Source organism: Brevibacillus laterosporus LMG 15441 (genome assembly GCF_000219535.2).
Taxonomy (GTDB): domain Bacteria; phylum Bacillota; class Bacilli; order Brevibacillales; family Brevibacillaceae; genus Brevibacillus_B; species Brevibacillus_B halotolerans.
The window spans coordinates 2,141,942-2,160,023 of record NZ_CP007806.1 but is presented as its reverse complement, the minus strand read 5'-3'; the positions used below and the strand labels follow the sequence as shown (position 1 = coordinate 2,160,023).

Sequence of the window (18,082 nt, the reverse complement as noted above, 5' to 3'; positions counted from 1 at the left end):
TTTATTTCACATTAGAGTTATTTTATTACATCAAAACAAAAGAATGTTCCTTGTTAACGTTTATCCACGTAGAAGATGTAGTCATTTTTGCAAACGCTAATTGGTTCATCGGTCCGACCAAAAGGGCCTCTAATGCTTTCATTGCTTCTGCAGGCTCAATCGAACCAACCCCTCTGCTTTTCATCCGTCTTTGATACTCCTCGGATGCTACCGTACCTACCGTTCCCCAATATCCCCAGTTCATCACCTTTACGGCACATGGCCATTCCAGAGCTAATTGACTGGCAAAAGCATCCTTAAATGTACAGCCTGCTACATAATTGCTTTGTCCAGCGGCTTTGACAAACGAATTCATTGACGAGAAAAATAACACGAAATCAAGCGGCTCACCCTGAAATACCTCTGCTATATTCACACTCACGTCTACTTTGACACGAAGCCCAGCTCGGAATCTTTCCTCCTCCATATTCGCTAGACTTTTATCCAGCAGTACGATGGCAGAATGGACGATTCCATGAATGGGGCCGTATTGCTGTTTGATTTCTTCATAGGCTCGGTACAGCTCTTCTTGGTCTGTTGCATCTGCCGCGATATAGCTAGGTGTAGGGCCAATTGATGCTAGTCGGTCTATCTTTGCTTGAATATTGGCATCCTTTTCTCTTCTGCCAATCCAAATCACCTTAGCTTCATACATTCGAATCACGTATTCACTCCATACCTCGCCAATTCCCCCGGCGCCTCCAATCACCACATACACGCCACCGGTTTTATACAGGGTTTCCTCCTGCTGGTTATAACGTACAGGAACCAGCTCCTGCTGATGCCATTGCTGTTCTCGATAAACGTAAGGGTTCCCGTCTGCATCACTTGGCAGGGTAAACAGCTCCTGCATGGGCCAGCTCGCTAGGGATTCTAGGTCAATGACTCGGATTTTCCAATGGCTATATTCCTTGGCCAGCGTCCCCATTAAGCCGTGAATACTGGCATGGGTTGGATTTACCTCCTCGTATTTATGAAGAGGCTGTGCTTTTTGGGTAATAACCGTCCAGCCTAATTGTTTACGATCGTAACCTAGGGCTAACAGGCTTTTGATGATTGTAAAGAGATAAATTACCCCTTTTTCCTGTCCCTCGATGATGCTGTCGTCTGCGAGGGATGGCAACTGCTCCTCTGGTGCAATCCATAACATATGATCGATGGGATCGAGCTGGCTGAATATCTGGACCATTTCCTCAACTGGATCATCATGATGAATGGATAGCACACGCGCATGCGGGTATTGCTTTCGGATTTCATTCCAGATGCTTTCATTGCCTCCGACTATGACGAGATTTTCATGTAGCCCAGGAATCATTTGCTGCTTGTCATAACAAAGTGGCTCCCAAACGGGCGCTACCATAATAGCTTCTTCATCAATCGCGGAAAGCTTATCAGACTGGCTCACTTTTTCTTGTATCTCGGATGTATGTGGTGGCACTAATGAAGGCATTTCATTTGCTGTTCCTTGACTTGCTTTATTCTCATCCCCAATGACATCCACGTCTCTTTCAGGCACCCAGTAAAACTCTTTAGCAAACGGATAAGTTGGAAGCGGGATTCTCGCAAAGTGATCTTCTTCAAATAGATGCTCAAAATCTAATTCATATCCTTGGGTATACAAGGACGCGAGAATAGACAGTTGTTCCATATATTCATTGGCAGTCATATCCCCATTTATATTTCGTAAGCATTCATTTCCGTAGCGTTTTAATGCGATTTGCTCGCGTTGTTCATTTTTATTTACGATAGAGGTATATACATCTGGTGCTTTTCCTTTTTCTAGCCATCTTTTCAAGACCTGTACGAGTTCATTGCGCTCGTGAACCACAATGGCTAAGCGGTGATTAAAGTGCTTTCTTCCCAACAATAAGGTATAACTCATATCTCCATAGTGAATCTGCTCTGCTTTTTCACAATACTGAATGATCTGTTCTACTTGTTGTTTTAACTGGTCTTGTGTACGAGCGGATAATGTTAGTAAATAGCCTGATTTTGGTGAGGATGTTAGCTGTCTTCTCGGCGCTTCTTCAATAACCGTATGTGCATTTGTTCCACTAAAGCCAAATGAGCTAATAGCTGCACAGCGCTTCTTGTTTGGTTCAGCCGTCCACTCTGTCAGTGCGGTATTGACATAAAAGGGACTATCTTCAAACTCGATATTTGGATTTCCCTTCTGAAAGTGTAGCGTTGGTGGAATCTGTTTGTGCTGTAAAGACAATAAAATTTTAATGATGCCTGTGACTCCGGCCGCAAAGGCTAAATGTCCAAGGTTACTTTTTATTGATCCGATTGCACAATAATTTTTTTCATCCGTGTATTTCGTAAATGCCCGCGTCAAGGCTTGAAATTCGATGGGATCCCCCAGCTTCGTGCCTGTTCCATGGGCCTCGATCATTTGAATGTGTCGGGGCTGAATGTTAAAGGTATCATATACCTCTCGCTCCAATCGTTCTTGTGATTTGGCGCTAGGTGCGGTAATGCCATTTGTACTGCCATCCTGATTGACTCCCGAACCACGAATCACTCCATAAATATGATCCCGGTCCGCGATGGCATCAGACAAACGTTTCAGTATGATGACCCCCGCTCCCTCACCGGGAACAAAACCATCCGCCCGTTCGTCAAAGGTATGACAGCGACCAGCAGGAGACAGCATCCCTGCTCGATTCGACTCTAAGTAAAAAGCAGGGGTCGATTGAAGGAATACACCGCCGGCCAATGCCATTTCTATTTCTTTTGTCCAAAGACTTTGACAAGCAAGATGGATCGCTACTAACGAACTAGAACAAGCAGTATCTACAGCTATCGCTGGACCCTGTAAATCGAGATAGTATGCAATGCGTGCTGGAATGATGGAAGCCGCATTTCCCCAAAACGAAGTGGCAGGAGGCTTCGTATCGAATAAATTTTGATAGTCTTTACCGCTACAGCCCACATACACGCCACACTTTTTACCCTGAACTCCCGCTCCTGCATATCCAGCGTCCTCTAATGCTTTCCAGGATTCCTCCAAAAAGATTCGTTGCTGCGGGTCCATATACATGGCCTCAACACCTGAGATATTAAAGAAGAGTGGATCAAATTGGTCGATTCGATCAACAAAACTGCCCTGATTACAATAGGATGCATCTTCTTCGTAATACGGTGAGAGATCCCAACGCGATACGTCTTCTACGAGGTCATGGCCCTTTGCTAGATGCTCCCATAGCTCATGAACCGTTTTAGATTTTGCATATCTTCCACTCATCCCAATAATCGCAATGGGGTCTCTCTGGATAGCTAGGGCTGGTTTATATTGGTATCGCTTAGGTAGCTGTACGACTATTTTTCCGATATTCTCTCGATTTTTCATACATTGGTAAGCTTCTTTTATCTCGTCAAATGAAAATACTTGATAGATAGTCGGCTGAATCACATTGTCCTTTATTAATCGAAGCATCTCGTTTCGATAATCACGTAGTGCATTAGGCTGCTCCAGCATCAATTTTCTCAGATCAAGGCTTATAAAAGATTGATTGTTGTTTAAAATGGACAAATCAATCTCTCGGGCGCTTTTCAGTGCTGTCATCGCAATTTCAATGTATCTACCACCTCTTGCTAGACAGCCTAAGCCTTTTTGAATAGCATCTCCTGCTAACGTATTGATGACGACATCAACACCCTTACCATTCGTCAGTCGAGAGATTTCTTGCTCAAAATCAGACTCCATGTAATTAATCGCATGTGACACACCCATTTGCTTTACATACTCTAGCTTATGCTCAGAGCTTGCAGTCGCATAAATGTCAGCTCCATAATGCTTAGCCAGTTGAACAGCAATAAGTCCAACTCCGCCCGTCGCTGTTTGGATGAGAATTTTTTCGCCTTTCTTTACCTGCGCTCTACGAAAAGCAGCTATCACCGTCATCGATACAACCGGTAAGGAGCATGCTTCCTCAAAGGACAGCGAAGAAGGCTTAGGAAAAACATAGGCTGCCTTACATGTAAGTAAACTGGCCTGTCCAGCCAAATGCTCTCCCCCGCAATACACAACCTCATCTCCAGGACGGATCGTGCTCACTGCACTCCCCACTTCAACTACTACACCACTAGCTTCAAATCCAGGAGTAAACGGATAGGGGGGCATAGTCGGGTATAAGCCTTGTAAACATAATAGGTCCCCAAAATTTAAGGAAAAAGCTCGAACCGAAATTCTTACCTCATCTTCTTTCAATTCTAAAATATCTGATTCTACAATCTGAATATCATCGATTCCCCCTGGGGATTCAATAAGCACCCTATGAAACGTAGACCTTTCCCTATTAAGGGATGAATGTTCATTCGAATGTTTCATGCCAGCTTTTATAGAATCACTTTTTTGGATCATTTTTTCACTAGTTGCAGTAACTGTTCGTTGATTGTTTTGCATGTCCTCTTCTTTGTTCCATTTCGTTGAGCTTGAGACATCCATAGGTTTTTGGATATCAAAAAGAGCTACTAATGTCTGTCTATATTCCGTTATCATGTAGTGAACCAATTGATTTACGTTATTATAATCAAAGACAACAGTCGTTTGCAGCCGTGTATGACATTTATTATTAATGCGCTGAATAAGTTGAATGCCTATAATGGAATCTACACCGTACTCCGAAAAACTCTGATCATTGTGAATCATTGCCTCGTTGATCTTCAATTCTTCAGAAATGCTTTCTCGGATTATCTGGATAAGATGCTCCTCGATCATTTGATCCGTTATATCCATATGCCCCAGCTTGTCTTTCGGACTTTCCCCTTCAGACTGCTTTTGTTGATGCCCCTTATGAGCAACCGGTGTCTTTCTCTCGTCTTGTTTGTTGTCTGCCATAGCTGTAACAGGGCCGAGTTCTTGAAGCTGTAAGGTGACTCCATCGCTTTTTGCACAGATAATCTGTTGCTTATAATCGTTTTTTTCATCTACGGGGAAGTCAATAGAATGGAAGCCTTCCGATTTTAGTACCTTTTTCCAGATATCTGGATATAAGCCTGGGCAGCCCGGAATACGTAGAGCTGTATCTTCATACATCCACCAGCCTTGTAAAAAGCCAAAGGTAAGATGTGTAAACACAGAACGATCAGCTATTTCATTTAATAGCAATAAACCATTATTTTTCATTGCCGCTTTTACATTGCGTAGCGTATGACGGATATTTTTCGTGGCATGCACAACATTTGTAGCAATGACCAAATCATATCCGTTCGGATCAATATCCTGAGTCGCAACAGGTTGTTCAATATTAAAAATCTTACATGTGACAAATGGATACTCTGAGCCATATTCCTTCTCTCCATGTCTAAGAAAAGCCAAAGAAAGATCTGTATAGCAATATTCCTCGATATACTCCTGAAACGGCTTTAGTCTAGGAAGAACACTAGCACTGGTTCCCCCCGTCCCGGCTCCAATCTCTAAGATTCGGATTGATTTACTTGTAACATTACTTTGATTGATACGTTCCTGCATAAACGCGACTATTTTTTCAGCGAGTACATCATTAAAGTAATCTGCGAGTAAATTGTGCTTATATACTCCTTCCACCAAAGTCATAGATGACTGGGGAAACATGATATCGGTGGCAGGTTGTTTCCCTGTAAGCATGTCAGGTAATGCACCTAGCATCGTCTCTACCAATACAACCTGAGATTTTAGGTTATCATCCTTTAGCCACTCTTCTCTTCGGTATTCCCACTCTTTCCAAGAGCTGGTATCTTCAATAGATGTATGTTTCGTGACTGTATACGTTTCGCCGTCAAATGACAAATACCCACTCCTCGTAAATATAGCAAGCGTCTCATCTACCCATTTTTTATATAAATCGATGATTCCTATTCTTGTAATGACAGTTGCTGGATCGAAGGAGTTAGATGTAAACATCTGTATCCCTCTACATTTTTCCCACATTAATTTGATGAGAAGCTTATCCATATCGCCCAATTGCTTAGTCACATAAATGAATTGATCATCATTTTTCATGTTTTACCTCTCTATTGGTTGATTTCTGACGAATACGAATTTTTTATTGATAAATCGTTATACACTTTCCTCGATTAACTTCAACCCAGGTTGAAGACGTAGTCATTTTTGCAAACGCTAATTGGTTCATCGGTCCGATCAAAAGGGCCTCTAATGCTTTCATTGCTTCTGGAGGCTCAATCGAACCAACCCCTCTGCTTTTCATCCGTCTTTGATACTCCTCGGATGCTACCGTTCCTACCGTTCCCCAATATCCCCAGTTCATCACCTTTACGGCACATGGCCATTCCAGAGCTAATTGACTGGCAAAAGCATCCTTAAATGTACAGCCTGCTACATAATTGCTTTGTCCAGCGGCTTTGACAAACGAATTCATTGACGAGAAAAATAACACGAAATCAAGCGGCTCACCCTGAAATACCTCTGCTATATTCACACTCACGTCTACTTTGACACGAAGCCCAGCTCGGAATCTTTCCTCCTCCATATTCGCTAGACTCTTATCCAGCAGCACGATGGCAGAATGGACGATTCCATGAATGGTGCCGTATTGCTGTTTGATTTCTTCGTAGGCTCGGTACAGCTCTTCTTGGTCTGTCGCATCTGCCATGATATAGCTAGGTGTAGGGCCGATTGATGCTAGTCGGTCTATCTTTGCTTGAATATTGGCATCCTTTTCTCTTCTGCCAATCCAAATCACCTTAGCTTCATACATTCGAATCACGTATTCACTCCATACCTCGCCAATTCCCCCGGCGCCTCCAATCACCACATACACGCCACCGGTTTTATACAGCGTTTCCTCCTGCTGGTTATAACGTACCGGAACCAGCTCCTGCTGATGCCATTGCTGTTCTCGATAAACGTAAGGGTTTCCGTCTGCATCACTTGGCAGGGTAAACAGCTCCTGCATGGGCCAGCTCGCTAGGGATTCTAGGTCGATGACTCGGATTTTCCAATGGCTATATTCCTTGGCCAGTGTCCCCATTAAGCCGTGAATACTGGCATGGGTTGGATTTACCTCATCGTATTTATGAAGAGGCTGTGCTTTCTGGGTAATAACCGTCCAGCCTATTTGATTACTGTCGTAACCTAGGGCTAACAGACTTTTGATGATTGTAAAGAGATAAATTACCCCTTTTTCCTGTCCCTCGATGATGCTGTCGTCTGTGAGGGATGGCAACTGCTCCTCTGGTGCAATCCAGAGCATATGATCGATAGGATCGAGTTGGCTGAATTTCTGGACCATTTCCTCAACTGAATGATCATGATGAATGGATAGCACACGCGCATGCGGGTATTGCTTTCGGATTTCATTCCAGATGCTTTCATTGCCTCCGACTATGACTAGGTTGTCAGTGAGAGCAGGAAGCTTTTGTGCTTCTTCATGACGGATTGCTTCCCAAATCGGGGATATCATCACAGGTTCAAATGGCTGTGTTATTATCGTTTCTCTCTGTGTAGAATCAATAGAGCCACCGGTTGCAATATCTCCCTCTAATATCCTTGACGAAAATCCAAACATTCGGACACAAACGTTTCCTCTGTCGTCACAAAGGTCGATATCATACTTCTGTGTCTCATTTCCACTGATATAATCTTCACTGTGTCGTACATGAGCCCACATTTTTGATGTGCACGGACGAACGATTTCGATCAATTCCAAAGCAAAAGGTAACGATGGCTGTACGGATGTGTTGTAGGTATTCTGTACTTGCATCTGAATTACAAGGGATGCCTGTAAAGCAGCATCCAATAGACTAGGATGCAGGACATATTGTTCTTGGGTATGTTTTATGCAAGCAGGCAAGACTAGCTCGGCCAACAACTGATCCTCTGCTATATGCACACGCTGTATTCCCTGATGACTTTTGCCGTAAGTAATCCCTACCTGCTGAAAGGCTTGATAACATTCTCTACCTGTCAGCACATGCTGCTTACACGCGGAGAGTATGCCAGAGATATCCAAGACGAATGCTTCCTTTTGCTCTCTGCATACTGCATAGCCTGAACTAAACACTACAGGTTTGCCGCTTCCTGGTATTTCCTCGCTGTAAATCTCATAATTTATCTCATTTTGTACTCCTGAAAAAACGCGAATCTGCACTTGCTTTGATTCTTCCTCTAGAAGGATGGGCTTTTTCCAAATCACGTTATGAAGTTCAATCACCTGATCATGCTTATTTTCCAGAGCTTGCTCCATAGCCTTGCGCGCCATTTCCAGATGAGCAACACCAGGTAAAACCTTGCTGCCACTCACTACATGATCCTTTAGAAAAAATTCCTTGCCTGTAAACGTGGAGCAAAAGCGAATCGTTGATAAATTAGATGTATTTTGCTGCAACAGCGGATGAAGTATATCGCGTGTGTCCGCAGATATTTGTTCTGTCTGGCTCATGTCGTAACGGGAACTTATTTCTGATATCCAATAACGTTCTCTTGCAAACGGATATGTTGGAAGTGACATTTTTCGATAATCTGCCTCGGATTTGTACAGCACCTTCCAATCAATGTCTAGTCCCGACACCCATAAATAGGCCAATTGATGCAAATCATTGTTAACAATAAAGTGATTAACCATCTCATGCTTTTCTTCATTTCCAATCGATAAACTAGAAATCGAATGATTCTCATTCACATTCCCCTGATAATTGCTTTTCGGTGTTCCTTTCCTATCAAGGTAATCGAGTAATGATTTTTCTAATTCATCAATATCGCATACGACGGTAGCAAATCTCTCCTCCATTGCCTCTCTTGCAACATGAAGGGTATAGGCCATATCTTTGAGATGAACATCAGTCAGGTTTTGGTTTTTAATTGCTTGTAATAATTGCTTCACTTGCTCTTGTAAACGATTTTCATTCCTAGCGGACAGCACAATCATGACAGGATTGCTATTACTGGTAGCCCTTTTCGTATCTACACGATGGTTAGACCGATATTCCTCAATCACAATATGAGCATTTGAACCACCCGAGCCAAAACTGCTAATTCCCGCTCTACGCAAGCCTTCTCTATGAGGTGGCATCCACTTTTGATTGCTCGTTACAAGATAAAATGGGGAGTTTTCAATAGGAATGTGTGGGTTCAATTCCTGAAAATGCAACGATGCCGGTATCATACGATGGCGCAAACTGACTAAAACCTTAACTAAGCCTGCCAACCCGGCGGCAGCTTCCAGGTGTCCGATATTTGTTTTAATAGAGCCTAACCCACAATAGGGTTCATTTCTGTTGTCACTTTGCTGTGAAAGCTCTAAAAATGCGTCCTTCAAGGCTGCAAATTCAATCGGATCACCTAATGAAGTGCCTGTCCCATGTGCTTCAATATAGCCTACAGACTCTGGGGCAATATCGGCCGAGCGGAAGGCCTTCTTGATTAAGGCAGCTTGCTTTGCTGGATTGGGCACAGTTATTCCGTTTGCCTGTCCTCCATGATTCGTAGCTGTTCCTTTTATGACACCAAGGATAGAGTCACCATCGCGCTCTGCCTGTTTCATAGGCTTTAACAGTAGTACAACTCCACCTTCCCCACGAACATAGCCATTTGCAGCTTTATCAAACGTCTTACATTTTCCATCTGTGGACAGCATTCCAGCTTTATAATAAGCAATGCTGTTAGCAGGATGACACATAAGATGGACCCCGCCTACTAAAGCCTGCTCGCACTCTCCACTTTGTAGAGATGTAACGGCTTGATGAACGGCAACCAAAGAACTAGAGCAAGCTGTATCGATTTGAACACTAGGACCATGAAAATTATAAAAATAAGAGATTCGATTAGAGAGAATCGCCATGGATGTAGCTATGCCATACTTAGCTTGAACCTCATCACTGTAGCGATCTAAAAGCTTGCTATAATCGGAGCCGCTTGCCCCTATAAATACACCTGTATTACTACCTGAAATCGTACTTGCAGAATAATTAGCCCCTTCTATACACTCCCAGCTTAATTCCATAAGTAAACGTTGCTGAGGGTCCAAAATCTCCGCCTCTGAAGGGGAAATTCTAAAAAACAGCGGGTCAAATTCAGCAATATGATCCAAAAATCCACCTTGATCTATTCCCTTATGCTCCGTAGCAGGATGAATTTTATCAGGCCAAGCCCATCTATGCTCAGGCATCCGTCTAATAGCATCACGATTGTTCACTAATAATTCCCATAATTCATCAAGATTGCTCACTCCTCCAGGAAGACGACAGGCCGCGCCTATGATGGCAATGTCATCCTTTTCTACATTAGAATGACTCCATGAGACTGCCTCGTTTTTTGAAACAGATTCTTCAGATGCAGACGCCTGCGCTATTTCATCTGCATTTTCTATAAGATACGAAATGATTTTTCTAACGGTATTGTATGTAAAAAAGAATGTTGTTTCGAGTTCTATTCGAAACCTCGTACCCAGCTGATCGTTTAATTCCAGCAAATCTCCTGAATCCAAACCAAGCTCCATAAGAGGACGATCTACATAAGCTAGAACATCCTTTCTCTCTTCATTTAAAAGAGAACCGATACAATCTAATACAAAAGCTGTAATAGTCTCAGAACGATCCGTGCTCCCTGTTTGAAAAGAATGGCTATTCTGCTCATGACATTCTTGATTTCGTTCAATAGCAGGAGGCTCATCATTTCCCCGATTTAACATGTCATATTCAACAAGTACACCATAGCCAAGGTTAGCATCATCTAATGGCCGATAGTTCGGGATTAATTCTTTAATCGTTGCTCCATGCATTTCGTGAAATCGCAATGTTTTATCGACTAATTTATTATTTTTATTACGAAGAGTGATATATTTGTCCGAAGCTATCGTAGAATATCGCTGATAATCCTTGCACCTTGTTATCCCAATGACACTCCTGACTCCACTTATCAAACTACAGCGCTGAAGCATAAATTCTAAAAGCTGATCTCCCAGCTTACGATCCTGCATCTCTGGCAGAATATTGATAGCTAACAATTGTATAATTGTCCCTTCAGTATGGTGAAGCTGTTCAACAGTATTGCTTTGAAGTCCCTTTATCTCGTTCATATCTCTAATTTTTTGAGAATAAATCACACCAACTACTCGATTCTCTACTTCAAGAACTAACTGCCCTTCTGGATATTTCCTTATTCTGTGTAAAATCCTTTCAGTAGGAGCAGCTAGTTCCTCCCCCCAGCATTGTAGCTCAAGCTGCCTTAATACCGAAATGTCATTCTCATTTGCCATCCTAATCCGGTATTCTCTCTGCTCAAGCAAATGTAACGTAATCCGTGAAAAAAGCATAGTTTTTGGATATTTATGGAAGTGTTGTTTATGAGGAAACAACCCTATCTCTGCGGCAGTCAACATATAAGTATCTGCTTCTACTAGCAGCTTTTGCGAGAATCTATGAATCGCATCTACATGTAAGCCCTCATATTTATCCATATATGGACGAATCGTTTTCGGTTCCAAACAATGCGCTTCTAAAAGGATCAATCCATGCTTATTTACTAGATGTGACCAATGTTGTAGTTGTTCGTGCAGTTTTTTCATGCCTAATGTAGAAGAACATTCACGTCCATTTTGATCTACAAAAATTGACTTGGTGAAGCTTGGAGCCTGACCCCTTGCTTCAACTGTTTCTGCTGATATGATACAAGGTCGATCGTGATTAAAAAATGACTGAACATATAGGATATGTTCTGTGTCACGAATTCCTTCTTTTCGTAAATCAATCATAAGCTCATTTAGATTATCAAGCGTTCCTTTGAACAAAACATGGTTGATATCCTTTAGAGTGATAGCCGTTTTTGCTAGAGATTCTTCCTTGTTGTCAATTCCAATTAACGTCAAGGGATATTCATCAAACCTCTTGCCTCTTCGTGATTTCATTTTGATCGTCTCGTATATCTTTTTTAGAAGCAACCCATTGCCACATCCCATATTAGCTATATATTTCGGCTGCTCCTCTACTGGTTCTCTATCAAAAACAGAAATAATGGTCTGCTCTAAATCGCAAAAATACTCCTCTTGCTGAAAGCCACACTCTAGCATCTCTAGCATACGTTCCATATATGTCTCATACGCTTGATTCGTGCTAGCAACAAGAGCTTGGCAATCACCAAATAGTAGCTGATCCATATTTTTTATTATGGAACGATAGGAATGAATGGATGCCGTATTCAAAATCGCGTCTAGCATATACTTGCCGGTTTCCGTTAAAACCCCGTTCTTTCTTGTTTGATCCATCCAATTCTTTTGCTGAAATAACTGTGTAATTTCTTGCTTCGCGATGCCAGATAGATTTTGGAGCACTAATTCATTTTGCTGAGGAGAATCCCGCAAAATGAATCTATGTTCATTTAACGCGAATAACAACGGAATCATTACGATCCCATCTAAAAAATGTGAATACATCGCATTGTCGACATTCCATTGTTTACCGGACAGCTCAATCCATTTTTGCAAACGATACTTTCTCTGAGATTTTTTGAAGTATTCCTTCATCGGAAAATTGAATAGCTCCATGACATCTTCCGGAATTGTTTCTACCACATTCCATCCGGGCAGTAACGCATACGTATCCTTACTATCTCGACACAGGATTTGTAGAGATTCTAATAACTGAAGAGCACTGCGTAAGTGACCACTATTGGCATGTAGCTCATCTACAAGCTGACTAAACGGAGTAGACCGACTTTTTTGCAAAAGATCAAATAAACCTCGTTTTTTGCACGATAAAAGCACTGGAATTGCCAAATACCCATGAGAATAATGATGTAAGGTAGATAACATGAAATGTACCTCGTTTCAGTAATGAATTTTCCAATCAGACTAGCCCATCACAAGATTTTGAAATTTTTCATTCAAAACTTTAACAGTTTCTTCCATTATTTTTACACCGATCTCATCTACATGACGATTTTTCCAGCTCTCCAAGCTTGTTCCCCTTACCCAGTCATTAAACGCCCCTAACGCTGGCCCGCAATAAATCTGGTAATCTGCTTGTTGTTCCAAAATACCATCGATTGCTACATGAACAGAATGAGCTAGGTACCACTTAAAAATCAAAGCCATTTTATACTTCTGATTTTTTTCTGCTTTATCTATTTCAACTGGGGAGGCGTTCTGTTTGCATTCCTCATAAACCTCCTCAAAACTACGTTTCAGGTATTTAACCTGAATGAGTTTTTTATCTTTTTCGCTCATTTCGTCAAGTGATTGGTATCGAGAATATAATTCAAACAGCCTGCTCGCTCTAGCAGGGAAAAACACTCCCTTTTTTACAACCTGAGCCTTCGCTCCTATTTCAAACCGTTCTTTTGCCGGTGCATATGCGGTATCTTGAATGTGTACCTGCTGTAGCAAGTCTTTAACAGCCTCGCTTGTGCCCGCTTCTACGGTACATTGATTAATAGAGCCCGTTAAGATAAAATCCGCACCTAGAATAAAAGCTGCCGCCGCTGCCTCAGGAGTACCAATTCCTCCTGCTGCACCGATTCGGATTTTCTTAGGGTACTTATATTTTTTCATCATCTTATCACGTAGCTGTATCATAGCTGGCAATAAAACATAGGCTACTGCTCCATCTGTAGGCCCCCCTGAGTCAGCTACGATACACAAGTCATCTGCCATAGGGATTTTACTGAGCAAATGAGCTTGTTCTCTGGTAATTTGATTTTCCCGAACCATTTTCTCGACTAGGTACTCTGGGGCAGGACGTAGAAATAGTTCAGCCACTTCTGCTCTTGATACCTTGCCGATGATTCGATTTGTACTCATTACAGCTCCATCCGGGAGCATTTTGACTCCATGTGCACGATACTTTAGTAATGCTGGAGTAATGCTCATGTAAGCAGATGCTTCTATGACGTTGATACCGTATCGAATATATAATTCAACCAGTTGATCTTCTCTTTCTTGTTGATCCGGAGTGTGAAGAAGGTTCATTCCATACGCTTGTCCGCTCGTTAGTTCCTTTTGAATGTATTGAATCGATTCCTCGATTTGAGCTAGTTGTAAGCCTCCCGTACCGAAAAAGCCCATCATCCCAGCCTTCCCCAGCTTCACTACTACATCTTTAGAGGCGATTCCCTTATACATACCACCAGCTACATAGGGGTACTTCAAATGATAATCCTGCATAAATTGCTTGCATCCAATAGCTGTAATTCGTTTATCGTATGGTTGCTCAATGAAGTGCTTTTCATCGCTATCGCTATTGGATTGCTGAAGAATAGTTGAATTTGTAGGCTGCTGATGCTCTGTTTCAAGAGGTAAGTAAATGGGAGTTGCTTCTGCTGTTATTTTTCGCATCAGTCCTGTTAACACGTTTCCTGGTCCAATTTCTTTGATTTCCATTCCTTCAAATCCCATTAACACTTGCACCGTCTCACACCAGCGGACTGACTCCGTTATTTGTCTGACCAAATTTATTTTCATATCGTTTTTTTGATAGTATCTTGCGTTGACGTTTGACAATACAGGGATGGTACATTCAGAAAGCGCGAATGAATCAATATAATTTTTAAACTGCTCTCTTGCCTCTCCCATATATCTTGAATGAAAGGCTCCACTTACTCGTAACAGAATATACGTGATGCCTTCCGTTTCAAACACGAGCTTGGCCCGAGCAATATCTGATTGTAGTCCGGAAATGACAAACTGGCGAGGAGAATTAAAATTCGCAATATCAATGCTATCTAATTGATTTTGAAGCAAGATATGCTTTATCTGCTTCTCATCTATTCCTATAACCGCTGCCATCCCCCCTCCAACGGCTTGGCTCATTACTTCCCCTCTTTTTTTCACCAGCTTTAATCCCGTTATAAAATCAAAAGCTCCTGCTGCAAACAACGCATTATATTCACCTAAGCTGTGCCCCGCTAGGATATCTGGTTTTCTTCCCGTCTCGTTAACGGTATTCAAATACATCAGTGCGTTTACCGTATACAGCGCAGGCTGTGTGTACTCGGTCTGTTGTAATCTTCCTAATGGGTCTTCTAGACACAATTCTTTAATGGAGTATCCTAAAATCGAATCTGCCTGACTCGTGATTTCAGGGTATTGATCAAATAAATCTCCCCCCATTCCTTTTTTTTGCGATCCTTGTCCAGGAAATACAAAAGCAAGCATACTTTTATTCTCCTTTTTTACTGTAGTCCTACTTTTGCTAGCGTAGTTCGTTAGGATATAATCCAAATTTTGTAGTTCCGTTTTATATGGAGTGATAATGGGTAGCATCATTTGATTCTTTTTTAGATTGGACATCGATTTACACAGAGTAGATAGCGTTCCTGAAGGACCTACATCTATATAAATTCGATCATCATCGTCCTTTTGTAAGAAGGTGATCCCCTCTGTAAATTGAATGGGCTTTCGAATTACCTGCCAAAAATAATCCGTATTCCATTCGCTGAGCAAGCTGCCGGACACACTCGATATATAAGGGATTTTAGGATCAAGAAAAAGTTGCTTTTGTAAAAAAGCAACGTATTCATCTGATGCAGGATCAATGCTAGAAGAATGAAATCCATGAGTAACCGGTAATTTGCTACACATGATTCCATTTTTCTTCGCATGCTGTTCAATCATCGCCATATGTTCTTTTCTACCTGATACAATAAAATGATTCTCGTTATGAATAGAAACCAATTCGCTATTCTCATATAACACCGGATCAGACAAGAAAAGGGACGGACGATCCAAAATAGCTAACATAGCCCCTACATCACAATGTTTTTCTAGTAATTGTGCCTGCTTCACAACGGATTTGAGTGCCGTATCCACACTACATACACCTGCTGCTACCGATGCTGCAAATTCCCCCATACTCACACCAATAACAGCATCTGGGACCATTCCATTTTCTAATAGAACCATCGTAGTGGCATATTCCACCATAAAAATACACACATGCGTATGCAGCGTACGAGTAAAAGGCTCGGTCATGTTCCTATTGGTCCTATACAACTCACTCTGTACCGATATGCCAATCAGCTCGCGCGCTTTCGCATCTAATTCATTCATGCACGATCTAAAAATTCGATTGTGTTCAAATAAGGCTTTTCCCATTTGATAATACTGCGAGCCTTGACCCGAATACATAAATACAAGCGATGGACTCATCTGGAAACACCTCAAGGTAGAATTGAATAAAGATTAGTCTTACCTACTCAATATTGTGCTGGTATCTCAATGTTTACATTGAGCCGTGTAGATTACGGTTAGCGGATTGTAGCACAATTTTATATTCGCTTAGCCACATATTTACTTGAATAAAGTACTCCATTAGCTTGAGTAACAATCCTTGACTAGAGTGCATTTTTCCCTGCAAGAGCGAGGAGTTCCCACCTACTACATGCATCACTTTCTTTTTATCCAATAAATCATGAAGAGGTGCATTCGGATTTGACATGATCTCTTGAAAGATAGACTGAACACCTGTGAAATAGACTGGGTCTTGGGTAGATGGATAAGCGCTCTTTCTACGAAGTCGTACTTCTTCTGGTATCGAACCTAGGAAGGCTTGACGAAGTATACCTTTCTCGATGTTCCCCACGGTCTTCAGCTCAAATGGAATATTAAATGCATACTCCACTAAACGGTAATCACAAAAAGGAACACGTACCTCAAAGCCCGCATACATACTTGCCCGATCCTTGCGCTCCAATAAACCGACTAAAAATCGAGTGATGAATAAGTATGACATTCTGCGTTGATGCATCTGTGTTATTGTTTCATTTTCAAGCAGTGGTACTTCCTTCGTCGCTTCAGCGTATCTCATCGTTGCATAATGATTTGGTTGAATGCCCTCTATCACATCCTGCTGTAATAAAGAGGCAAATTTATCCCATGTGTTTAACAGCCATGGATACATACGAGAGTCCAAATATTCTTCTTGGTGGAACCATGGATACCCGCTAAATATTTCGTCTGCCGACTCACCTGAAATAGCTACCGTAGCATCCTTCTTCATCTCCTTACATAATAAGTGTAAGGATGTTTCCATATCGCCATAGCCGGGTAAATCACGCATACGCATGGGGATAAGTAAATTTTCGAGCAATTCTTCAGAGGTAAGCGTTATAAAATGGTGCTTCGTTCCCACGTACTCAGACAGCATTTTTGCATACGGTGCATCTAAACTAGGACGAGCTTTATCCGCTACAAAATCCTGATCACTTCCTACAAAGTCAACTGAGTATGTAGATAACTGCTGACCTTTATCAAAAAATTGACGTCCCGCAATCGAAACTAAGCCGCTTGAATCCAATCCACCTGAAAGCATGGATACAACCGGAACATCAGCAATTAATTGGCGCTTAACTGTATCTTCTAGCAAATATCTGATATGATCAGCAGTTTCTGTTGCCGTTTCAGTATGCAACTTACTCTGGAGCTGCCAATATCGGGTCTCTCTTGTTCTTTCCTTTGTAAAAGTTATGGAATGAGCAGGCTTTACTTCGAAAATATTTGAAAAAATCCCATTGCCAGGCGTACGTATGCCACCAAGAGCAATTAATTCAGCTAATCCTTGAACATCAACTTCGCGTTTCACTTCTGGGTGAGCCAGAATTGCCTTTATTTCAGATCCAAATAAAATGGAGCTTCCTTGTTGATAATAAAATAAGGGCTTAACGCCTAAATGATCTCGTGCTAAAAACAGACTCTGCTTCACCTGATCCCAAATCGCAAAGGCAAAAATACCATTCAAATGTTTGACACAATCTTCTGACCATTCCATGTAAGCATGTAGTAATACTTCCGTGTCAGAATTGGTTTTAAATCGATGTCCTCGTTCAATTAATTCACGACGTAGTTCTAGATAATTATAAATCTCCCCATTATAAGTCATAGCATATAAAGGCTCAGACTCGTGATAGATAAAGGGTTGAACCCCGCCCTCAGGGTCAATCACTATTAAACGCCGATGTGCTAATGCTGCGTGTTCCGTGATCCAACATCCTTCAGCATCTGGTCCCCGATGACGAATAGAATCAGACATCTGCTGTAAAATATGCTTTTGATGCAACAAGTTATGTTCCCAATCGATCCAGCCTGTTATCCCGCACATATCAAGGACTCCC

4 protein-coding genes are annotated in these 18,082 nt (G+C 41.8%); all 4 read right to left on the bottom strand.

The window, feature by feature from the left end:
- Positions 1-25 precede the first annotated feature (25 nt).
- The gene (locus tag BRLA_RS09975; protein WP_003337214.1) at positions 26-6,025 is read right to left on the bottom strand and encodes an SDR family NAD(P)-dependent oxidoreductase; all 6,000 of its coding nucleotides are present in this window, start codon (positions 6,023-6,025) and stop codon (positions 26-28) included.
- A gap of 43 nt (positions 6,026-6,068) precedes the next feature.
- The gene (locus BRLA_RS09970; RefSeq protein ID WP_003337213.1) at positions 6,069-12,788 is read right to left on the bottom strand and encodes a type I polyketide synthase; all 6,720 of its coding nucleotides are present in this window, start codon (positions 12,786-12,788) and stop codon (positions 6,069-6,071) included.
- A gap of 39 nt (positions 12,789-12,827) precedes the next feature.
- Entirely contained in the window at positions 12,828-16,121 is a 3,294-nt protein-coding gene (gene fabD, locus BRLA_RS09965) for an ACP S-malonyltransferase (RefSeq protein WP_003337212.1), read from the bottom strand.
- Positions 16,122-16,194: 73 nt separating this feature from the next.
- Positions 16,195-18,069: an asparagine synthase (glutamine-hydrolyzing) gene (gene asnB, locus BRLA_RS09960; protein ID WP_003337211.1), complete on the bottom strand. Its 1,875-nt coding sequence runs from the start codon at positions 18,067-18,069 to the stop codon at positions 16,195-16,197.
- Positions 18,070-18,082 lie beyond the last annotated feature (13 nt).

Coding starts and splice junctions, on each gene's coding strand:
- BRLA_RS09975 (WP_003337214.1), bottom strand. CDS start 6,025: ATGAAAAATGATGATCAATTCATTTATGTGACTAAGCAATTGGGCGAT.
- BRLA_RS09970 (WP_003337213.1), bottom strand. CDS start 12,788: ATGTTATCTACCTTACATCATTATTCTCATGGGTATTTGGCAATTCCA.
- fabD (WP_003337212.1), bottom strand. CDS start 16,121: ATGAGTCCATCGCTTGTATTTATGTATTCGGGTCAAGGCTCGCAGTAT.
- asnB (WP_003337211.1), bottom strand. CDS start 18,069: ATGTGCGGGATAACAGGCTGGATCGATTGGGAACATAACTTGTTGCAT.